Genomic DNA, 21,926 nt, shown 5'->3' on the forward strand with positions numbered 1-21,926 from the left:
TTCCGGTTTGGTGGGGTTGGCGGCGGTGTCGGCGTGGGGGGGGCGGGCCGGGGCGGGTGCCGGGCCGGCGGGGGGGGGGGCGGTGGGCATCTGGCTGCGGCGGGGGGGGGGGGGGGGCTCTCCATCGCCCCCGCGGGGGGCGCGGGGGGCCGGCGGGGGGCCCCCCACTGGGTTGTCAGTCGTCCGGATTTCCGGCCGGACAGACCCCGGGAATGGCCTCCCGAGTGCGAATGCGTCCGGAATCAGGGGTATTCACCGGGAATTGATGGACCGTCAGAAGTGCTGATCTGAAGTGACATCCGAGAGTCGCCCAGCTCCAACCGGACCGTCTCTCAGGGTGGTGACAGCGTCAACCCCTAGGGGTGGGGCTACCCATACCTGACATGGGATGTCAGCTCCATGGAGGAGGATGTCAGCAGATCCCTAGGGTTGACTTAGACAACCGGCAGGGGGTCGGTCGTTGAAGAAGGAGAGTCCCGTGGACAGTCGCTACAGAGTCGCCGGCCAGGCCACCGTCAAGGTCCAGCCCGAGTCCGGCCGTACGCCGACTGACACGAAGCCCGGCGCGGTCGCGGCCTTCTCGCGCTTTGTCGTCTACGGCGGCGGCACCGGCCTCGCGTCCAGCGCCGCACTCGTACTCCTGACCGACCACCTCACCATCGCCCTCGCCAACGCGATCATCACCGTGCTCTCGACGATCCTCGCGACCGAACTGCACAGCCGCTTCACCTTCGGCGGCGGCCGGGCCGACCTGAAGGCCCACCTCCAGTCCGCGTCCACCGCGCTGGTCTGCTACCTGTTCACCACCGCGGCGATGCTCGGCCTGCACGCCCTGAAGACCGACCCCAGCGTGCTCCTCGAACAGGGCACCTACCTGACGGCCTCGGGCCTGGCCGGCATCGGCCGCTTCGTCACCCTGCGCGTCCTGGTCTTCGCCCGCCCGGCGGTGGTCAAGCCCGCCAACGTCCCGGTCGCCCCGACCAGGGTCACCACAGTCACGGTCACCGCGAACACCGTCCTCGCACCGTCCTTCGCCCAGGCCTCGCTGGTCGCTGCGGCCTGACGCAGCGTCGTCGGCAACCCCCTTGCCGACGAGCCGCTGCCGGCAAGCCCCTTCAGCGGGCCGGAACCACAATCGCGGTGACGAGTAGCCCCCGCTGCGCCGTCCACCGCCCCGCGAAGCCGGTCAGCGGCCGGCCGGCCACCGTCGGCGGCGGGACCAGCAGCTCGGCTGTGAAGGTCCGGGCCGCCAGATCGACTTCGATCGAAGCGTCCGCGAAGTCCAGCCACTTGCCCGTCAGCGGGAACCACGCCTTGTAGACGGCCTCCTTGGCGCTGAACAGCAGCCGGTCCAGGGCGGGCCCGCCGTCCGGCGGCCGCCGGGCCCACCGCAGTTCCGCGGGCAGGGCGACCGAATTGAGGACGCCCTCCGGAAGCGGTTCGTCCGGTTCGGCGTCGATGCCGACCGTCAGGACAGCGGAGTCCAGGGCGAGTGCCGCGGCCCGGTACCCCGTGCAGTGCGTCATGCTGCCGACGACCCCGGCGGGCCACTGCGGCGCACCGCGCTCACCGGGCAGGATCGCCGCGGGGGGCAGTCCGAGGCCGGCCAGCGCCCGCCGGGCGCACAGCCGGGCGGTGGTGAACTCCAGGCGACGCTTCTCCACCGCGCGGGTCAACAGCGCTTCCTCGGCCGGGAACAGCTCAGCGCCGGGCGGATCGTCGAACAGGTCGTGACAGGCCACCGAGGTGGGCAGGATCTGCTCGATCACCGGGAGCCCTCCACAGGCTTCTGTGCGGGCGTCCGCGCAGCTGTCTGCGCTGTGGTCTCCGCAGTGGTCTCCGCAGTCGTCCGTGCGGGCAGGATCTGCCGCAGCACACCGCGGGGCATCCCGTGCGCCTGCCACTCACGCGGGTAGCCGATCGAAACCTCTTCGAACCGTACGCCGTCGTAATGGGTCGTCCGGGGGATGTGCAGATGCCCGTAGACCACAGCCGCGGTGTTGAAGCGCGTGTGCCAGTCGGCGGTGGCGGTCGTGCCGCACCACTGGGCGAACTCCGGGTAACGCAGCACATCAGTGGGGGTGCGGACCAGTGGGAAGTGGTTGACCAGCACCAGCGGGACAGCCGGATCGCAGGCGGCGAGGCGGCGTTCGGTCAGTGCGACCCGTGCCCGGCACCAGTCGTCACGGCTCGCATGCGGGTCGGGGTGCAGCAGGAATTCGTCACTGCACACCACCCCGGTCCCGTAGGCGTATTCCAGCGCCTGTTCCTTGGAGTGCGTGCCAGCCGGACGCCAGGTGTAGTCGTAGAGCACGAACAGCGGTGCGACGGTGACCGGACCACCGGGTCCCGTCCAGACCGGGTACGGGTCCTCGGGCGTCACCACGCCGAGACCGCGGCACAGGTCGACGAGGTGGCGGTAGCGCTCCTCGCCGCGCGCCTGCACCGGATCGCCCTTGGTGGTCCACAGCTCGTGGTTGCCCGGGACCCAGACGACCTTGGCGAAACGTTCCGCCAGCAGAGCCAGGGTCCAGGCGATGTCCGGGGTCTCCTCGGCTACGTCACCGGCCACGATCAGCCAGTCGTCGGCGGAGCGCGGCTGGATCGACTCGACGATCCGCCGGTTCGCCGCGATGCCAGCGTGGAGGTCGCTGACAGCCAGTAGTTCGCCTTGTCGGTCCCTTGTCACTTGCAGAACCCTATCCCCGCAGAAGGCATGCTCAGTGCCAAGTGCGGCCATTGTCACGCTCCGGACCGGCACTGTTCACCCAGGTGAAACATAGAGCGTCAAAACCATCACCGTAATGGCTGGAAATAGCCTGCGACATGTCGGATTCATTCCAGCAAACGACGTTTGAGCTGGGCTTATTCAGCCTTTGCGAGGTCGGGCCGGGTGTATCGGTACGAACGGGTTGCGACTGACAGTAAGTCACCACCCGGGCGTATGGTGTGCTTTTCGCTCTGGCAAGCTTCAGTCGGTGACGCCGAACTGAGCGGTCCGGGGGGCCACGACGTCGTGGTGGCGAATCATCGACTCTTCTTTGGGGGTGCAACTTGCGATATGAAATCCTGGGAAGCGTGCGGGTGGTCGAGGACGGCGTGGTCGCCTCGGTCAGCGCGCAGAAGGTCGAGCTGCTTCTCGCGGTGCTCCTGGTGCGTGCCGACCAGGTGCTCTCGACGGCGCAGCTCAGCTCGGAGATGTGGCCGGATGTGCACCCGAAACGGGCATCCGCGTCGTTGCACGTGCACATTTCCCAACTGCGTAAGTTCCTGGCCAGATCGGGCGGCGCGGGATCGATAGTCACCCGGACGCCCGGCTACCAACTGTGCCTTGAAGGTGCCGGGTACGACCTGCACGACCTCCAGCAACTCGCCAGACTGGGCCGGTCGCACGCCCGTGCCGGACGGCACGCCGAAGCGGCCGACGCCTTCGAGTCCGCCCTCGACCTGTGGCGGGGCCCGGCCCTCGGCGGACTGCGCGGCGGCCCGATAATCGACGAGTTCTCCATGTGGGCGGCCGAAACCAGGCTCGAGTGCGTCGAGATGCGGATCGAAGCCGACCTGGAGACCGGCCGGCACCGTGAACTCGTAGCGCAGCTCTACGCGTTGATCGCCGAACACCCGCTGCGGGAGACGTTCCAGCGGCAGCTCATGCTCGCGCTGTACCGCTCGGAGCGGCAGGCCGACGCGCTCAAGGTCTACCAGTCCGCCCGGCGCACGCTGATCACCGAACTGGGCGTCGAGCCCTGCCGGTCGCTGCGTGACCTCCAGGTCTCGATCCTCCAGGGCGGCCACGCCCTGGAGTTGAGCTCGGTGGCCTGAAAACACCCGCGGCGCAGTCCGCACCGGACACTTCATCGACAGCAGCTCTGACAGCACGACAGGAGAACCACACGCATGACCGCGCACCGCCCCACCGGTACGGGTACCGCAGCGGACGCCGACGACTGGATCCGCAGCTTCCACCCGGCGCCCGAAGCGGGAGTCCAGTTGTTCTGCTTCCCGCACGCGGGCGGCTCGGCCAGCTTCTACTTCCCCATGTCGGCCGGTCTGCGCCAGGACGTCGAAGTCCTCGCGGTCCAGTACCCCGGCCGGCAGGACCGGCACCGCGAACCGCTGGTTCCGGACATCCGTGAACTGGCCGACCGGATCGCCGGTGTGCTCCCATACCGCACCGGTGACCGGCCGTTCGCCTTCTTCGGGCACAGCATGGGCGCGGTCCTGGCGTACGAAGTCGCCCTGCGCCTGGGACCGGCGGGCCCGTCGGCGCTGTTCGCCTCCGGCCGTCGCGGGCCGACGACCGTGCGCACCGGCGAGAACGCCCACCTCCTGAGCGACGACGGCCTGGTCGCGCAGCTCCAGCGGCTCAGCGGCACGGACGCCCGGCTGCTCGCCGACGACGAGATGCTGCGGATGGTCCTGCCGGCGCTCCGCAACGACTACCGGGCGATCGAGACCTACACCGCGGAGCCTGGCCGTACGGTCCGGTGCCCGGTCATCGCGCTCATCGGCGACAACGACCCGAAGGCGACGGTGGACGAGGCCGCCGCCTGGGCGGCGAACACCACGGGCGACTTCAGCCTTGAGGTGTTCGCCGGCGGGCACTTCTTCCTGAGTGAGCACCAGCAGGCCGTCCTCAACCTGGTCAGGACCAGACTGTCCGGCTGAGTGGCTTACTCAGCGCCCGAGTTCGGTGAGCAGGTGTGCGGCCAGGGGCAGCGGTCCCGGGTGGTCGAAGACGACGACCGCAGGCAGCTCCAGCCCGGTCTGCTCGACCAGCCGGTTGCGCAACTCCAGGCCGGTGAAGGACGAGAAGCCCAGTTCCAGGAACGTCGAGTCCACCGTGATCTCATCGACTGAGTCGTGCCCGAGGACTTCGGCGGCGCAGGCGCAGACGAGATCGAGCAGTACGGATTCCTGCTCGCCGGCGCTCAGGTGGAGCAATTGTCCGCGCAGGGCCTGGGCCTTGTCGGTCTCCTCCGGGAGGTCTTCCGCCACGGCGACGGGCGCGGCGGCGCCGGTCGTGCCGTACCCGCGCATCGGCGCGTCCAGCCAGTACCGGCGCTGCTGGAGCGCGTAGGTGGGGAGTTCGACCCCGGGCCGCGCGCCGCCGTCGGCGGCGAGGCCGCGCAGGCCGACGGCGCGGCCCGCCGTCCACGCCCGGGCCAGCGCGGCGGTGAACGTCTCAGCCTCCGGCTTGTCCCCGCGCAGCACGGGGGCGAGCAGTTGGGGGACACCGGGCAGGCAGCCCGCGCCCATCGCGGAGAGCACGCCGTCCGGGCCGAGTTCGAGGAACGTGGTCACCCCGTCGGCCGCCAGGAAGCGCATGCCGTCGAGGAACCGGACGGGCTGCCTGATGTGCCGCACCCAGTAGTCGGGCGAGCACAGTTCCGCCGGGGTGGCGGCGGTCCCGGTGACGTCGGAGACCACCGCGAGAGTCGGCGGACGGAACGTCAGAGTCCGTACGACGGACGCGAACTCGTCGAGAACCGCGTCCATGTGCGGTGAATGGAAGGCGTGACTGACCTTGAGGCGCTTGGCCTTGCGGCCCCGCGCCCGCCACTGCGCGCCGAGTTCGGCCACGGCGTCGCGGTCACCGGAGACGACAGTCGCGTCGGGGCCGTTGAGCGCGGCGATCGACACCCGGCCAGCGTACGGGGACAGAGCCTCGTCGACCTCCGCTTCACTGCCCTGGAGGGCGACCATCGACCCGTCGTCGCGCGCCGACTGCATCAGCCGGCCGCGCGCCGCCACCAGGGCGACCGCGTCGTCCAGGGAGAACACCCCCGCCACATGCGCGGCGGACACACCGCCGATCGAATGGCCCATGACGTGGTCGGGTCGCAGGCCATAGTGCTCCACCAGGCGGAACAGCGCTACCTCAACGGCGAACAACGCCGCCTGCGTGTATCTGGTCTGGTCGAGCAGCGCGGCCTCCGGCGACCGCGGCGCGGCGAACACCAACTCGCTTATTCTGTGCGGAAGTACAACGTCGAACCGGTCGCAGACCGCGTCGAAGGCCCGCTGGTACACGGGCGAGGTCTCGTACAGCCCGCGTCCCATGCCGAGCCGCTGGCTGCCCTGACCGGTGAACAGGAACGCCGTCCGGCCCGCGGCGGTCGCCGTGCCGTGGACGACGGCGGGGGACCGCGCGTCGTCGGCGAGGGAGTCGAGAGCGCGCAGCAGCGTCTCGCGGTCCGCGCCCACTACGACGGCGCGTTCGTCGAATGCCGTACGGGCGGCGAGCGCGAGGCTGACGTCCGCCGGGGCCGCCGCCGGGGAGTCGCGCACGAAGGAGGCCAGCCGGCCGGCCTGGGCGACGAGTGCCGCGCGGTTGCGCCCGGAGAGCGGCCACACCAGGGGGAGTCCGCAGCCGGCGGCCACTTCGGACGCGGGTTCCGTGGCGGGTGCCTGCTCCAGGATGACGTGCGCGTTGGTGCCGCTGATCCCGAACGACGAGACTCCGGCCCGGCGGGAGTCGCCGGCCCAGTCCTGAGGCTCCGTCAGCAACTTGACCGAGCCCTGCTCCCAGTCCACGTGCGGGGACGGCTGGTCGATGTGCAGCGTCGACGGCAGTACGGAATTGCGCAGCGCCATGACCATCTTGATGATCCCGGCGACGCCGGCCGCCGCCTGTGTGTGGCCGATGTTGGACTTGACCGACCCGAGGTACAGCGGCCGTCCCGCGGGGCGGTCCCGGCCGTAGGTCGCGAGCAGTGCCTGGGCTTCGATCGGGTCGCCCAGCCTGGTGCCCGTACCGTGGCCTTCGACCGCGTCGATCTGATCGGCCGTCAGCCGGGCGTCGGACAGGGCCTTGCGGATGACCCGCTCCTGCGCGGGCCCGTTGGGCGCGGTAAGCCCGTTGCTGGCACCGTCCTGGTTGACCGCGCTGCCGCGGATCACCGCGAGGACCGGGTGGCCATTGCGCTTCGCGTCGGAAAGCCGCTCCAGGACGATGAGTCCGGCACCCTCGCCGAAGCCCGTACCGTCCGCCGCGCCGGCGTAGGCGCGGCAGCGGCCGTCCGGCGACAGGCCGCGCTGGCGGCTGAACTCGACGAACAGGCCGGGCGTCGACAGTACGGTCGCACCGCCGGCGAGCGCGAGCGAGCATTCGCCCTGCCGCAGGGACCTGACGGCCAGGTGGACGGCCACGAGTGAGGCCGAGCAGGCGGTGTCGACGGTGATCGCCGGGCCCTGGAGGCCGAAGGTGTAGGCGATCCGCCCGGTCGCCACCGAACCCGCGCTGCCGTTGCCCAGCAGGCCTTCGTACTCCGGTGGGACGCTCTGCAGCCGGGTCGCGTAGTCGCTGTACATGACACCGGCGAACACCCCGGTGTCACTGCCGCGCAGGGACTTCGAGTCGATGCCCGCACGCTCGAAGGCCTCCCACGCGGTCTCCAGGAGCAGCCGCTGCTGCGGGTCCGTCGCGATCGCCTCACGCGGGCTCAGCCCGAACAGCCCCGCGTCGAAGTGCCCGGCTTCGTCGAGGAATCCGCCGTGCCGGGAGTACGACGTGCCGTGCCGCTCCGGGTCCGGGTCGTACAGGTTCCCCGTATCCCAGCCCCGGTCCTCCGGGAACGCCGAGATCGCGTCCGTGCCGTCCATGACCAGTTTCCACAGGTCCTCGGGGCTGCGGACCCCGCCCGGATAGCGGCACGCCATGCTGACGACGGCGACCGGCTCGGCGGCGGCGTCCTGGAGGTCCTGGAGCTTCTGCCGCGTCTCGGCCAGGTCGGCCGTCACCCAGCGGAGGTAGTCGACGAGCTTCTCTTCGGTCGTCTGTGGTGTGGCGTCGGCGGCCGTCATCGGTGCGGGATTCCTTCAGGTGGGGTGATGGGGGCAGGGCTGGTCGTCATCCGGCGGACCGGCCCAGCTCCCGGTCGATGAAGCTGAAGATGTCGTCGGCTGAAGCCGTCCGCAGCTGCTCCGCGGTGTCCGCCGGAGCGGCGACCGGCTGTGGAGCGTCCTTCCAGGACCCGAGGATGCCGCGCAGCCGGACACCGACCGCGGTGCGTTCGCCGTCCCCGACCGCGCCCAGGAGTCCCGCCAGCCGGTCGAGTTCGTCGAGTATGGAGACGGGCGCGCTGGGCGCGGGCGCGGCGGCGGCCCGCAGGAACCCGGCGAGCGCGGCCGGGCTCGGGTGGTCGAACACCGCCGTGGCGGGCAGCCGCAGCCCGGTGGCCGCGTTCATCCGGTTCCGGAACTCGACTGCGGTCAGCGAGTCGAAGCCCAGTTCCTTGAACGCCTGGTCGGCACCGATCCCCGTGCTGTCGGCGTGGCCGAGGACGGAGGCGACCGTCGTACGGACCAGCTCCAGGACGATCCGGCTGTGTTCCGTTTCGGGAGCGGCGGCCAGCCGCTGTTCCAGCGTGACTCCGGTCCCGACGGCCGCACGCCGCCCGGTGGTCCGGACCAGCGGGCGCAGCAGCGCCGGGAGCGTCCCGGCTTCGGCCTGGCGGCGCAGCGCGGACTTGTCGAGCTTCGCGGCCACCACATCCGGGCGTCCGGCCGCCAGCGCGCGGTCGAGTAGGGCGAGTCCGGCAGTCGAAGCCAGCGGCGCGATGCCGCCGCGGGCGAGCCGGGTGAGCGCCGCCGCGTCCAGGTCGCCGGTCAGTTCCCCGGTCTCCGCCCACAGGCCCCAGGCGACCGCTGTCGCCGCAAGCCCGCCGGCGTCGCGGTGCCGGGCCAGCGCGTCCAGGAAGGAGTTCGCCGCGGCGTAGTTGCCCTGCCCGGGGCTGCCGATGACGCCGGCGAGCGAGGAGAATAGGACGAATGCCCGCAATCCGTCAGTGAGTTCGTGCAGATTCAGGGCCGCGTCGACCTTGGGTCGCAGTACGCGCTCCAGGCTCTCCGGCGTGAGACTCGCGATCGTCCCGTCGTCCAGGACACCGGCCGCGTGGACCACGCCGGTGAGCGGGTGCCCGGCCGGGACGGTGGCCAGCAGTGCGGCGAGCGCCGCCCGGTCGGCCACGTCGCAGGCTGCGACCGTGACAGCGGCGCCCAGCGCGCGGAGCTCCGTCGCCAGTTCGGCGGCCCCGGTCGCGGCGAGGCCGCGACGGCTGGTCAGCAGGAGGTTCCGTACGCCGTGCTCCGTCACCAGGTGCCGGGCGACCAGGCCGCCCAGCGCGCCGGTGGCACCCGTGACCAGCACGGTTCCGGTGGCGTCGAAGACAGTCGCGGCCGGTCCGTCCTGGGCCAGCGGGACGAGCCTGGCTCCGCGCGCTGTTCCCGCGCGCAGTTCGACTTCGGGTTCGCCGAGGGCCAGCGCGGCACTGACGTTCCGCAGCGATGCGGCGTGGTCGTCGGTGTCCAGCAGGGCGAACCTGTCCGGGTTCTCCGAGCAGGCGCTGCGGACCAGACCCCGGACTGCGGCCGGCGTCAGGTCGTCGGACCCGCGGACCACCAGCACAAGCTTCGAACCAGCGAACCGGGGCTCCGCAAGCCACTCCTGAAGCAGCGTCAGAGTCTGCCGCAGCGCTTCCTGGACGGTCAGGCCGGCGGTGTCGAACGGAGCGAGGACACAATCCGGTACGGCCGCCGCCGTGGTCAGCGCGGCGAGGCCGGTGTACTGAATGCCCGGCAGGTTCCAGCCGGCGCCGTCCAGTACGGCGCAGGCCGGCCCGGACGCCGGAAGTGTCAGCTCCGTCCAGTCCACCCCGTAGAGCGGCTCGACGGCGGCCCCGGATCCGCCGAGTGCGGCCAGCGCCCCGGCGGGGACGGCCCGTACGGTCAGCGCGGCGGTGGCGACCGCGCCTCCGGCGGTGTCGGCGACGGTCAGCGCGAAGGTGTCCTCCCCGGTGGGGGAGATCCGGATCCGCAGGGCCCGCGCACCGTTCGTGTGCACCTGGAGCCCGGCGAACGAGAACGGCAGCCGGACGTCGTCGGCCGCCGTGGTGTCCTCCACCGCGGCGAAGGCGAGGACGTGCAGGGCGGCGTCGAACAGCGCCGGGTGCAGACCGAATCCGCTGACTGACGTGTCGTCGGCGAGTACAACCTCGGCGTACAGGTCGTCCCCGTCGCGCCAGGCGGCCCGCACACCCTGGAAGACCGGGCCGTACTGGTAACCACGGTCGGCCAGTTCCTCGTAGCGCCCCGCCACGGTCAGCGGCTTGCCGGGCGGCGGCCAACTGGCCGGCGAAGTGTCAGGCGCGTTGCCCGTGGAGGTGTCCGGGGCGACCGCCAGGACACCGGTCGCGTGACAGGTCCAGTCGCCTGCCCCGGTGGACCTCGCGAAGATCCCGGCCGTACGGCGCCCGTCCCCGTCGGCCGCGCCGACGGTCACCTGGAGTTGGACGGAACCGGATCCGGCCAGCACCAGCGGTCCGTTGAGGGTGAGTTCCTCCACGACCGGCGCTCCGGCCTCCGCGCCGGCCCGCAGCGCCAGTTCGGCGAACGCGGTGCCCGGCAGCAGGACGGTGCCGCCCACCGTGTGGTCGGCCAGCCACGGATGCGAGCTCAGCGACAGACGCCCCGTCAGGATGAACTTGTCCTCGTCGGCGAGCGCGACCGCCGCACCCAGGAGCGGGTGGCCGGCGGCTTCGAGGCCGAGCCCGGCCGCGTCCGACGGCGCGCTCCCGGCTTCGAGCCAGTAGCGCTGGTGGTCGAACGCGTAGGTGGGCAGCGCGGTCGCCGCCCCGGCGCCGAAGTAGGCGGTCCAGTCGACCGTGGTCCCGGCGACGTGCAGGCGCCCCAGGGCGGCGGCGAGCGCGCCCGGTTCGGCCCGGGTCCGGTGCAGCAGGGGGATGACCAAGGCGTCGCTGGTCGCCGCGGCGAGGGTGGTCAGTGTGCTGTCCGGGCCGAGTTCGAGGTACGTGGTGACGCCCGCCGCGTCCAGGGTCTGGACCGCGTGCTGGAAGCGGACGGTGTCGCGGAGGTGCCCGGTCCAGTAGTCCGGGTCGCCGAGCCGGTCGGCGATTTCGCCGGTGACGGTGGAGACGACCGGGACCGTCGGCCCGTGGTAGGTCAGTCCGGCTGCGACCGCACGGAACTGCGCGAGGACCGGGTCCATCAGCGGGGAGTGGAACGCGTGGCTGACGTTGAGCAGCTTGGACTTGACGCCCTGCTCGTCCAGTGTCGCCTTGACCTTCCGCAGCGCGTTCACCTCCCCCGAAAGGACAGTCGCGCCCGGACCGTTCAGCGCCGCGATGGAGACCGCGTCGTTCAGGTACGGAGCGACTGCGGCCCCGTCGGCCCGGACGGCGAGCATTCCGCCGCCCGCCGGAAGTGCCTGCATCAGCCGTCCGCGTGCGCACACCAGCGTGGCGGCGTCGTCCAGCGACAGCACTCCGGCCGCGTGCGCGGCGGCGATCTCCCCGATGGAGTGCCCGGCCAGGTAGTCCGGCCTGACGCCCCATGAGGTGACAAGCCGGAACAGCGCGGTCTCCAGGGCGAACAGGGCCGGCTGGGTGTAGGCCGTCTGATGGATCAGCCCGCTGCCCACGGCGTCGCGCAGGGGCACCTCCAGGTGGCGGTCACACGCCGCGTAAGCCTGGTCCAGTGCCTCGCCGAACACGGGGAACGCCTCGGCCAGCCCGGCGCCCATGCGGAGCCGCTGGGAGCCCTGGCCGGTGAACAGGAACGCCAGCTTCCCGCCGGCCGGCGAGCCGGTCCCGTCCGTCGCGCCCTGCGCCAGCGCGTCGAGCGCTTCGACGACGGCCTTGCGCGAGCTCCCGGTGACGGCGGCCCGGTACGGGAACGCCGTACGCGTCGTGGCAAGTGCCCGCGCGACCGCCGGGAGGCTGACTCCGGTGCTGAGCAGGTCACGCAGGCGCGCGGCCTGACCCGGCAGTGCTCCGGCGGTCTTCGCCGAGAGCAGCAGTGGCGCCGCCGGGCCGTCCGTCTCCGGGCTGGACTGTGCCGCGCCGGACTCCCGTACGGGAGCCTCTTCGATGATGACGTGCGCGTTGGTCCCGCTGATCCCGAAGGACGACACACCGGCCCGCCGGGTGCTGTCGTTCGCCGGCCACGCCTGAGGTTCAGTCAGCAGCCGGACCGCGCCCGCCGACCAGTCCACGTGCGGGGACGGCGCGTCGACGTGCAGCGTGCGCGGCAGTACGCCGTTGCGCAGCGCCATGACCATCTTGATGATTCCCGCGACACCGGCGGCGGCCAGCGTGTGGCCGATGTTGGATTTCACCGAGCCCAGCCACAAGGGCTTGTCGTCGGGCCGTCCCCGGCCGTACGTGTTGATGAGGGCCTGGGCTTCGATCGGGTCGCCGAGCTTCGTACCCGTTCCGTGCGCCTCGACGGCGTCGACCTGATCCGGTGTCAGTCCCGCGCCGGCCAGCGCCTGGCGGATGACCCGCTCCTGTGAAGGGCCGTTCGGCGCGGTCAGGCCGTTGCTCGCACCGTCCTGGTTGACGGCCGAACCCCGCACCACGGCAAGGACGGTGTGCCCGTTGCGCTGCGCGTCCGAAAGCCGCTCCAGGAGCAGCAGGCCGACGCCCTCACCCCACGCGACGCCGTCCGAGGCGGCGGCGAACGCCTTGCTGCGACCGTCCGGCGCCAGACCGCGCTGGCGGCTGAACTCGATGAAGTTCGTCGGCCCGGCGAGCACGGTCGCGCCGCCAGCCAGCGCGAGTGAGCACTCGCCCAGGCGCAGGGACTGCGCGGCCAGGTGCACGGACACCAGCGAGGACGAGCAGGCCGTGTCGACGGTGACGGCCGGTCCCTCGAAGCCGAACTGGTAGGAGATACGGCCCGATGCGACGCTCATGGTCGCGCCGGTGGAGACGTAGCCTTCGGCGATCTCCGGGATCCGCCCCAGGCGCGTGATGTAGTCGTTGGCGATGGCACCGGCGAACACGCCGGTGTCACTTCCCCGCAGGGACGCCGGGTCGATGCCGGCCCGCTCGAAGGTCTCCCACGCGGTCTCCAGGAGCAGCCGCTGCTGCGGGTCGGCGGTCAGCGCCTCCCGCGGGCTGATGCCGAAGAACCCGGCGTCGAAGTCGGCCGCCGTGGACACGAATCCGCCGTGCCGGGTGTACGACGTGCCCGGATGGTCGGGGTCCGGGTGGTAAAGGTTCTCCAGGTCCCAGCCGCGGTCCGTGGGGAACGGCGTGATGGTGTCGACGCCGTCGGCCACGACCTTCCACAGGTCCTCCGGTGACGCGACGTCACCCGCGTAGCGGCATGCCATGCCGACGATGACGACCGGATCGTCGTCGGACGCCTTCCGGACGGTCACCGCCGGGGGTCGGACCGTGGAACCGATGAGTTCCGTACGGATGAACCCGGCCATCGCGGCCGGTGTCGGGTGGTCGAAGACCAGCGTGGCCGGCAGCCGCAGCCCGGTCGCGGCGTTCAGCCGGTTGCGCAACTCGACCACGGTGAGCGAGTCGAACCCGCTGTCCTTCAACGGCCGGTGCGCGTCGAGCGTGTCCGGTGAACTGTGGCCCAGGACGGACGCGACCTGGGTGCGGACGAGATCAAGGAGCAGGGCCGTCTGCTCGGCCTCCGTGAGCGGACTGAGCCGCCCGACAAGGGTTTTGTCGCCGGTGGCGGCGGCGTTGCGCCGCGCGGCGGGTGCCCGGACGAGGCCGCGCAGCAGCGCGGGCAGCACACCGGACGCGGCCTGGGCCCGCAGCGCCGCCTGGTCGAGCTTCGCCGGGATGAGCAACGCGCGGCTGTCGGCGAGCGCCGCGTCGAGGAGTTTCATCCCCTGCGCTGCGTCCAGGGGTGCGAGGCCGGAGCCGGCACTCATCCCGTCGGCCATGCCGGTGCCGCCCCACAGTCCCCAGGCCGTTGCGGTGCCCGGCAGCCCCAGGGACTGCCGGTGCGCGGCGAGCGCGTCCAGGAACGTGTTGGCTGCGGTGTAGTTCGCCTGGCCCGCGTTGCCCACCTGGGCGGCTACGGAGGAGAAGAGGACGAACGCCTTTAGATCGTCCGTGAGTTCGTGCAGATTCCAGGCGGCGTCGACCTTGGGTCGGGCGACGGCGTCCATGCGCTCGGGTGTCATCGACTCCAGCGCGCCGTCGTCCAGGACCCCCGCCGCGTGGATGACGGCGGTGAGCGGGTGCGCGGCGGGAACGGCGGCCAGCATCGCGGCGAGCGCGTCCCGGTCGGCGGCGTCGCACGCGGCGATGGTGACCTCCGCGCCCAGCGCTGCGAGTTCGGCGGCCAGTTCGTCCGCGTGTTCACTGCCCGGTCCGCGCCGGCTGGACAGCAGCAGGTGGCGTATGCCGTGCTCCACCACCAGGTGACGGGCAGTCAGCGCGCCGATCGCGCCGGTGCCGCCGGTGATGAGGACGGTTCCGTTGGTGTCCAGCGGTGTGGTGCCCTCAGCCGCGGTGCCCTCGGATGTGGTGGCCTCGGATGTGGTTGCCCGGACCAGGCGTGGGACGAGGAGCTTGCCGTCGCGTACGGAGATCTCTGCTTCGCCGGTGGCCAGAGCCGCGGTGATCAGCTCGGCGGAATCCGCCTCAAGCAGGACGAACCGACGCGGGAACTCGGCCTGCGCGGACCGCACCAGGCCGAGGACCGGCGCCGTGACCAGGCCTGGGGCGATTTTCAGGACAAGCAAGGTGTCAGCGGCCCGGTCGTCCGCGAGCCAGGACTGGAGCAGCGCGAGGACCCGGTGGGTCAGCGCGCGGGCCGCCGCCGGGACGTCACCGTCGGCTGTTCCGGTCACCGGGACCACAACGGCGTCACAGCGCGGACCTGCGAGCAGCGCGTCGGGTTCGTAACTGTCCCCGAGCGTCCAGCTGACGGATTCCTCCGGGGTCGCGACCTCGGTCCAGTCGACGACGTACAGGTCCTCGACGGTGTTCCGGACAACCGGCACAGGCCGGACGAGCAGCGACCCGACGGTGGCCACCGGCGCGCCCGTGGGGTCCGTGATCCGCAGGGCGACCGAATCAGTGCCCGTGGGGGACAGATGCACCCGTACGGTCGACGCGCCGACGGCGTGCAATTCAACGCCCGTCCACGAGAACGGCAGCCGTACGGGCGACTCGGTGTCCGGGTCCGCGAACGCGGCGTGCAGCATCGGGTGCAGCGCGGCGTCGAGCAGTGCCGGATGGATGCCGAACGCACCGGTGTTCTCTGTGCCTTCGGGCAGGGCCACCTCCGCGTACAGGTCCTCGCCCATCCGCCAGGCCGCCCGCAGGCCCTGGAAGACCGGGCCGTAGGTGTAGCCGTGTCCGGCGAGCAGTCCGTACAAACCCCCGGTGTCGAGGGGGGTCGCACCGGTCGGCGGCCACACGTCTGATCCGACGTCAGGAACCGGAGCCCCGGCGGTCAGCAGGCCACTGGCGTGCCGGGTCCACTGCTCCTCGTCGGTGGCGTCCGCAGGGCGCGAGTGGACGGTCAGCGCGCGACTGCCGTCGTTCTCCGCCGCGGCGACGGTGAGTTGCAGCCGCACCGCACCGGACACGGGAAGCACCAGCGGTGCTTCGAGGGTGAGTTCCCCGACCCGGGGCGTGCCCACCTGGTCCCCGGCGCGGATCGCCAGTTCCACAAAGGCGGTTCCCGGCAGCAGGACCATGCCGTTCACGACGTGGTCGGCCAGCCACGGGTGGGTCTGTACGGAGAGCCGGCCGGTGAGCAGTGTCCCGTCCGCGTCGGCGAGGGACACGACGGCACCGAGCAGCGGGTGCTCCGCGGCGCTCAGCCCCGCTGCGGAGACGTCGGCCGACTTACGGACGCGCTTGACCCAGTAGCGGTGGTCCTCGAAGGCGTAGGTGGGGAGGTCCACCGTGGACGGCCCGCTGCCGGTGAACGGTGCGTGCCCGTTGACGTGCAGGGCGGCCAGCGCGGTCGTGGCGCTCCGTGCTTCGTCCCGGGTCTTGTGCAGCAGGGGGACCAGGACAGCGTCGAGGCTCGCTGCGGCGAGGGTGCTGAGGGTGCTGTCCGGGCCGAGTTCGAGGTACGTGGTGACGCCCGCCGCGTCCAGGGTCTGGAGCGCGTGTTGGAAGCGGACGGTGTCGCGGAGGTGTCCGGTCCAGTAGTGGGGGTCGTCGAGGCGGTCGGCTGGTTCGCCGGTGACGGTGGAGATGATCGGGATGGTCGGCTTGTTGTAGGTGAGCTGTGCGGCGATTTCCTGGAACTGGTCGAGGACCGGGTCCATCAGGGGGGAGTGGAAGGCGTGGCTGACGGTGAGCAGTTTGGACTTGGTGTCCTTCTCGCCCAGTGCCTTCTTGACCTGTTCCAGGGCCTTGAGGTCGCCGGACAGGACGGTCGCGTCGGCTGAGTTGAGTGCGGCGATCGCAACCGAGTCGTTCAGGTACGGGGTCACTGTGGCTTCGTCGGCCTGGACGGCGAGCATGCCGCCGCCGGCGGGGAGGGACTGCATCAGGCGTCCGCGTGCGCACACCAGTGCGGCGGCGTCGTCCAGGGACAGGACTCCGGCGGTGTGGGCGGCGGTGATTTCGCCGATGGAGTGTCCGGCGAGGTAGTCCGGGGTGACGCCCCAGGAGGTGACGAGGTGGAAGAGTGCGGTCTCCAGGGCGAACAGGGCGGGTTGGGTGTAGGCGGTCCGGTGGATCAGGTCGCTGGTGACGGCGTCGCGTAGGGGGACGTCGAGGTGCCGGTCGCAGGCCGCGTAGGCGGCGTCCAGTGCTTGGGCGAACACCGGGAACTCCGCGGCCAGTCCGGCTCCCATACCGATGCGCTGCGCGCCCTGGCCGGTGAACAGGAACGCCAGCTTCCCGCCGGTCGCCGTGCCGGTGACCAGCTCGTCGCCCACGAGCACAGCCCGGTGCTCGAAGAGCGTCCGCGACGCCAGAGCGCGCGAGACATCCGTACGGTCGAGTTCGGGGTTTTCCGCGAGGAACCCGCGGAGTCCGGCGGTCTGGCCGGCCAGCGCCACCGCGGTCTTCGCCGACACGGCGAGCAACGACGGCGCGGGGGTGATCCGTACGACGTCTTCCTCTTCGGTTTTGACCTCAGGAACCGGGGCCTGCTCGATGATGACGTGCGCGTTGGTGCCGCTGATGCCGAAGGACGAAATGCCCGCCCGGCGCGGCTCTTCGGCTTCGGGCCAGGACAGATGGTCAGTCAGCAGCCGTACGGCACCGGCCGACCAGTCCACGTGCGGGGTCGGTTCGTCGACGTGCAATGTGCGCGGCAGCTCACCGTGGCGCATCGCCATGATCATCTTGATCATCCCGGCGACACCGGCGGCTGCCTGGGTGTGGCCGATGTTGGACTTCAACGACCCCAGCCACAGTGGCCGGTCGTCGGCCCGCCCCTGCCCGTAGGTGTTGATCAGGGCCTGCGCCTCGATCGGGTCGCCGAGCTTCGTGCCCGTACCGTGCGCTTCGACCGCGCCGACCTGGTCGGACGTCAGCCCGGCGTCGGCCAGCGCCTGGCGGATGACCCGCTCCTGCGCCGGTCCGTTCGGCGCCGTCAGGCCGTTGCTCGCACCGTCCTGGTTGACGGCCGTACCCCGGACGACCGCGAGGATCTGATGCCCGTTGCGCTGCGCGTCCGACAGGCGCTCCACGACGAGCAGACCGGCGCCCTCGCTGAAGCCCGTACCGTCGGCCGCGCCGGCGAACGCCCGGCAGCGCCCGTCGGCGGACAGGCCGCGCTGCCGGCTGAACTCGGTGAACAGCATCGGCTGGGCCATCACCGTGACACCGCCGACGAGCGCCATGCCGCACTCGCCCTTGCGCAGCGACTGAACTGCCATGTGCAGTGCGACGAGTGACGACGAGCAGGCCGTGTCGACGGTGACCGCCGGGCCTTCGAAGCCGAAGGTGTAGGCCAGACGCCCCGAGGCGACGCTGGTCGTGTTGGTGAGGAGGTAACCCTCCAGTTCGGCCCGCACGTCCTCGGTGTTCGCGTAGTCCTGCGCGATCACACCGACGAACACACCCGTGTCCGACCCCGCCAGTGCCGACGGGTCGATGCCCGCGCGCTCGAAGGCCTCCCACGCGGTCTCCAGGAGCACCCGCTGCTGCGGCTCCATCGCCTCGGCCTCACGCGGTGAGATGCCGAAGAACCCACTGTCGAACCGGTCCGCGTCGTACAGGAACCCGCCGCGCGTCACATAGCTCGTGCCGGGCTTCGCCGGGTCGGAGTCACGCAGCGTGTCCAGATCCCAGCCGCGGTTGTCCGGGAATTCTGAGACGGCGTCACCGGCCCCGGCGACCAGGCTCCACAGCTCCTCCGGCGACGTGACCCCGCCCGGGAACCGGCACCCCACACCGACGACGGCGATCGGCTCGTGCTCCCGCGCCTCTACGTCCCGCAGCCGGCGGCGTACCTGCTGGAGGTCGGCCGTCACCCGTTTGAGGTAGTCGCGGAGCTTGTCTTCGTTTGCCATGGGACCCGTCCCTCGAGCAGCCGCAGGGAAGGTCCCTCAAGCGAGCGTATGCAGGTTGCCCTCCAGGTTCGTTGAGCCGACTAAGTGGGCCCTTCACGCGACCTAAAGCCAAGAGGCGAATAAGTGCGCCTTTAGCCCGGCCGACGACCATGGGCGACATCGGATAGAGCCGCGCAGCCACGAAGGGACCGGGATGCAATCCCCAGACGTCCGCATACTGTCGGTGGGGACCGCCTTGCCGGGCCCTGCCCTGGACAACGCCACCCTCGCCCGCCGGTTCGGCACGGACCACCTGTGGGAGCAGTGGGTCGAGGCCTTCATCGGCACCGAGTCCAGGCACCTGGCCGTCGACCTCGACACGGGTGTGCTGAGCACCTCCCTGGCGGAACTCGGCGCACTCGCCGGCGGCCGCGCGCTGGAGTCCGCGGGACTCGTCGCGGGCGACATCGACCTCATGGTCCTCGCCACCGCCACCCCCGACCAGCTGATGCCGGCCACGGTCAACATGGTCGCAGACCGCCTGGGCATCAACGATGTGGCGACCTACCAGCTCCAGTCGGGCTGCGCGGGCGCCGTCCAGGCCCTCGACGTCGGCCGCCAGATGCTCGGCTCAGGGCAGTACCGCAACGCGCTGGTCATCGGCGGCGAACTGTGCTCCCGGCACTGGGACCCGGACGTGGACTTCACCAGACTGACGCCCGGTGAGATCGTCAACCTGGTGCTGTTCGGCGACGGCGCCGGAGCGGCCGTCCTGACCGCAGACCCGGTGCCCGACACGGTCGTCATCCGCCGTGTCCTCAACCGCCTCACCGGCCTGGGCCGCGCACCCGGCCAGGTCGTCGAATGGTTCGGCCCGCTCGACCGCAACTCGGACAAGCCGTCGCTCCAGGAGGACTACAAGGCCATCGAGGAATCGGTGCCGCTCATGTCCCAGGAGATCGCCAAGGAGATCCTGGACGACCTCGGCTGGACCGCGCTCGACGTCGACTACCTGCTGCCGCCGCAGCTTTCGGGCCGGATGACCGCGAAAATCGTCAAGCAGCTGGCGATGCCGGGTGCCGAAGAAGTCAGCTGCGTCCGGCAGATCGCGAACACCGCGAACGCGACGCCGTTCTTCCAGCTGGAGCAGACCCTGCCGCAGCTCGTCCCCGGCGACCGGGTGCTCGGCATCTCCGTCGAGTCGAGCAAATGGATCAAATCCGGTTTCGCGCTGGAAAGGCTCTGACGCCGTGGCCGTGACCGACCTCGTCGAACTGCACCGCACCGGGCAGCTCACCGCCCAGTACCCGCGTGTCCAGCCGCTGCTGGCCGACGCCGGCCCCGACGGCGACGACATCGTCCGCGCGGGCCGACTGCTCGCCCGGCTCAACCCGGACGAGATCCTCGGCGCGCACCCCGGGACGGCCGTCGTGCGGATCGCGGTCACCGGCCACGGCACCGTCTCCACGCTGGTGCCCGTCCTCACCGGCGAACTGGCCCGGCACGGACTGCTCCTGCGCCCGCATGTGGCGGACTTCGACTCGTACGTCTTCGAACTGTCCGACCCGGCGAGCCGGTTGTACGCCTCCGAGTCCGAGATCGTCTGCTGCGTCCTCGATCCGCAGATCGTCCTCGACGAACTGCCGCTCCCGTGGCGGCCCGACGACGTCGCGCAGGTCCTGGACGCGAAGCTGCGGCTCCTGGAAGGTCTTGTCAGCCGCTTCGAGTCGGTGTCGCGTGGCACGTTGGTGCTGAACACGCTGGCCCTGCCGCGTTCCGTCACCGCGCAGCTGGTCGACCACCGGTCCCGGGCGCAGCTCGGCGCGGTCTGGCGTGAGGCCAACGCGCGCCTGCTGCGGCTGACGGAAAGTCACCCTGGTCTCGTCGTCATCGACCTGGACCCGCTGCTGGCCGAAGGCGTCGCCGCCGCCGACCCCCGGCTGACCGTCTACGCCAAGGCGCACATCGGTCCCGACCTGCTGGCGGCCTACGCCCGCGAGGTCGGCCACCTGGCCCGGCACATCACCGGCCGCACGAAGAAGACCCTCGTCCTGGACCTGGACGAGACGGTGTGGGGCGGCATCCTCGGCGAGGTGGGGGCCGACGGCATCGAGGTCGCCGAAAGCTACCGCGGCGAGGCCTTCCGGGCCTTCCAGAAGGTGGCGAAGCAACTCGCCTCCCAGGGTGTCCTGCTGGCCGCCGTCAGCAAGAACGACCTCGATCCCGTACGGGAAGTGCTGCGCGGCCACCCCGGCATGACGCTGCGCGAAGAGGACTTCGTCCGCGTCACCGCCAACTGGCGGCCCAAGCACGACAACCTGCGCGAGCTGGCCACCGACCTCAACCTCGGCACCGACTCCTTCGTGTTCGCCGACGACAGCGCGTACGAGTGCGGACTGGTCCGCAGCGAACTGCCCGAGGTCTCGGTGATCCCGCTCGACACCGAACCGGCACTGCACGCGGCCAAGCTGCTGCGTGACGGCTGGTTCGACGTCAAGGAGACGACCACCGAGGACCGTGACCGCCCGGGACGTTACCGCGAGGAGGCCGAACGCCGCGACTTCCTCAGCGACTTCGACTCCCTCGACGACTACTTGGGCGAACTGGGCGTGACCGTCCGCCTGGCGGCGGCCGGGGAACGCGAGGTGGCGCGCGTCTCGCAGATCACGCTGCGGACGAACCAGTTCAACCTGACGACCGAACGCCTTCAGCCGGCGGACGTCCGCGCGCTCCTGGCCGACCCGTCGGCGCTGGTCCTGGGTATCCACACCGCCGACCGGTTCGGGGACAACGGCCTGGTGGGCGCGGTGTTCGTCCGCGTGGACGGCTCCACGGCGCACATCGACAACTTTCTGCTGAGCTGCCGGGTGTTCTCCCGCGGGGTTGAACAGGCTTGCCTGTCCGCTCTGTTGGGCCACCTGCGGTCCTCCGGGGTGGTCGAGGTGCGGGCTGCCTTCCGGCGCAGCGCGAAGAACGGCAAGGTTGAGGACTTCTACCCGCAGGGCGGGTTCACTGTCGAGGGTTCGGGCGGTTCGGGCGGTTCGGGCGGTTCGGGCGGCGTGGACGGTTCGGGCGCTTCGGATGGTTCGGACGGCGTGGACGGTACGGAGAAGTCCTTCCGGCATGATCTGCTGGAGATCGCCGGGCCGCCCGGCCACCTCACGCTGACCGCCGAATTCTCCGGTTCGCAAAACTCTTCACTGAACTCTGATCCCGAAGGAATACCCGCGTGAACTCGATCGACGATTTCATTGTGCTCGTCCGTGACGAACTGGGCCTCGACGTGACGCCCGACAACGTCGCCGCCGGCTTCGACGCGGTGCCCGGATGGGACTCGGTGCAGCTGCTGTCGCTGCTGGTGATGCTGGAGCGCGAGACGAAGCGGCGACTGTCGCTGCCGGACGTGCTGGAGGCGCCGAGCCTGGCGGGGGTCTACGAACTGGCGACCGCGTGAGGTAGGGCGGTACGGAACAGACCCCGGCTGGGTTTCCCACCGGGGTCTGTCGCATGTGTACGCGTGTCAATGTTCGAAGTCATCTGCACGGCTGAGCTGGGAGTTCGGCGTCGAGCGCAGGGGACTGCGGACGTAAACATTCAGCGGGTAATCGGAGCGTGATGCAGGACGCGTTTCCGTGACGGCGTGTGAGGTCCTGCTGCGGCGTGTGGTTGGATCGTCGGG

Annotated in this window: 10 protein-coding genes; 6 read left to right on the top strand and 4 right to left on the bottom strand. The window is 71.0% G+C overall.

The window, feature by feature from the left end; genetic code table 11:
* The first annotated feature begins 478 nt into the window (after positions 1 to 478).
* Positions 479 to 1,063 (top strand): GtrA family protein, encoded by a 585-nt coding sequence (locus AC0Z36_RS27355; RefSeq protein WP_485465742.1) that lies wholly within the window; start codon positions 479 to 481, stop codon positions 1,061 to 1,063.
* A 52-nt stretch (positions 1,064 to 1,115) separates the two neighbouring features.
* Here the strand turns inward: AC0Z36_RS27355 and AC0Z36_RS27360 are convergent, their stop codons facing one another.
* Together AC0Z36_RS27360 and AC0Z36_RS27365 are read right to left on the bottom strand one after the other, a co-directional pair.
* The gene (locus AC0Z36_RS27360) at positions 1,116 to 1,769 is read right to left on the bottom strand and encodes a 4'-phosphopantetheinyl transferase family protein (RefSeq protein ID WP_485465743.1); all 654 of its coding nucleotides are present in this window, start codon (positions 1,767 to 1,769) and stop codon (positions 1,116 to 1,118) included.
* The gene (locus AC0Z36_RS27365) at positions 1,766 to 2,689 is read right to left on the bottom strand and encodes a metallophosphoesterase family protein (RefSeq protein WP_485465744.1); all 924 of its coding nucleotides are present in this window, start codon (positions 2,687 to 2,689) and stop codon (positions 1,766 to 1,768) included. The genes AC0Z36_RS27360 and AC0Z36_RS27365 overlap by 4 nt, the downstream gene beginning before the upstream one ends.
* Before the next feature lie 389 nt (positions 2,690 to 3,078).
* On the opposite strand from AC0Z36_RS27365, the gene AC0Z36_RS27370 reads away from it, so the two are divergent.
* Complete coding sequence (locus AC0Z36_RS27370) at positions 3,079 to 3,822, top strand: AfsR/SARP family transcriptional regulator (RefSeq protein WP_485465745.1); 744 nt, start codon at positions 3,079 to 3,081, stop codon at positions 3,820 to 3,822.
* A gap of 75 nt (positions 3,823 to 3,897) precedes the next feature.
* Positions 3,898 to 4,668 (top strand): thioesterase II family protein, encoded by a 771-nt coding sequence (locus AC0Z36_RS27375; protein WP_485465746.1) that lies wholly within the window; start codon positions 3,898 to 3,900, stop codon positions 4,666 to 4,668.
* A 9-nt stretch (positions 4,669 to 4,677) separates the two neighbouring features.
* Here AC0Z36_RS27375 and AC0Z36_RS27380 read toward each other — a convergent pair whose 3' ends face one another.
* Both AC0Z36_RS27380 and AC0Z36_RS27385 read right to left on the bottom strand, forming a co-directional pair.
* Complete coding sequence (locus AC0Z36_RS27380) at positions 4,678 to 7,806, bottom strand: type I polyketide synthase (RefSeq protein ID WP_485465747.1); 3,129 nt, start codon at positions 7,804 to 7,806, stop codon at positions 4,678 to 4,680.
* 46 nt (positions 7,807 to 7,852) lie between these two features.
* Positions 7,853 to 18,268 (bottom strand): type I polyketide synthase, encoded by a 10,416-nt coding sequence (locus tag AC0Z36_RS27385; RefSeq protein WP_485465748.1) that lies wholly within the window; start codon positions 18,266 to 18,268, stop codon positions 7,853 to 7,855.
* Positions 18,269 to 18,461: 193 nt separating this feature from the next.
* Between AC0Z36_RS27385 and AC0Z36_RS27390 the strand changes: the two genes are divergently transcribed.
* Genes AC0Z36_RS27390 through AC0Z36_RS27400 form a run of 3 tightly spaced genes read left to right on the top strand, consistent with a single transcriptional unit; the run spans position 18,462 to position 21,701 of the window.
* Entirely contained in the window at positions 18,462 to 19,493 is a 1,032-nt protein-coding gene (locus AC0Z36_RS27390; RefSeq protein WP_485465749.1) for a 3-oxoacyl-ACP synthase III family protein, read from the top strand.
* A 4-nt stretch (positions 19,494 to 19,497) separates the two neighbouring features.
* Positions 19,498 to 21,480: an HAD-IIIC family phosphatase gene (locus AC0Z36_RS27395; RefSeq protein ID WP_485465750.1), complete on the top strand. Its 1,983-nt coding sequence runs from the start codon at positions 19,498 to 19,500 to the stop codon at positions 21,478 to 21,480.
* Positions 21,477 to 21,701 (top strand): acyl carrier protein, encoded by a 225-nt coding sequence (locus AC0Z36_RS27400; protein ID WP_485465751.1) that lies wholly within the window; start codon positions 21,477 to 21,479, stop codon positions 21,699 to 21,701. Before AC0Z36_RS27395 ends, AC0Z36_RS27400 begins: the two co-directional genes overlap by 4 nt.
* Positions 21,702 to 21,926 lie beyond the last annotated feature (225 nt).

The organism is Kitasatospora sp. UYEF31 (assembly GCF_057291755.1).

Bases quoted from the DNA above. Each gene is read 5' to 3' on its own strand.
- AC0Z36_RS27375 (WP_485465746.1), top strand. From the start codon at position 3,898: ATGACCGCGCACCGCCCCACCGGTACGGGTACCGCAGCGGACGCCGAC.
- AC0Z36_RS27380 (WP_485465747.1), bottom strand. From the start codon at position 7,806: ATGACGGCCGCCGACGCCACACCACAGACGACCGAAGAGAAGCTCGTC.
- AC0Z36_RS27385 (WP_485465748.1), bottom strand. From the start codon at position 18,268: ATGGCAAACGAAGACAAGCTCCGCGACTACCTCAAACGGGTGACGGCC.
- AC0Z36_RS27390 (WP_485465749.1), top strand. From the start codon at position 18,462: ATGCAATCCCCAGACGTCCGCATACTGTCGGTGGGGACCGCCTTGCCG.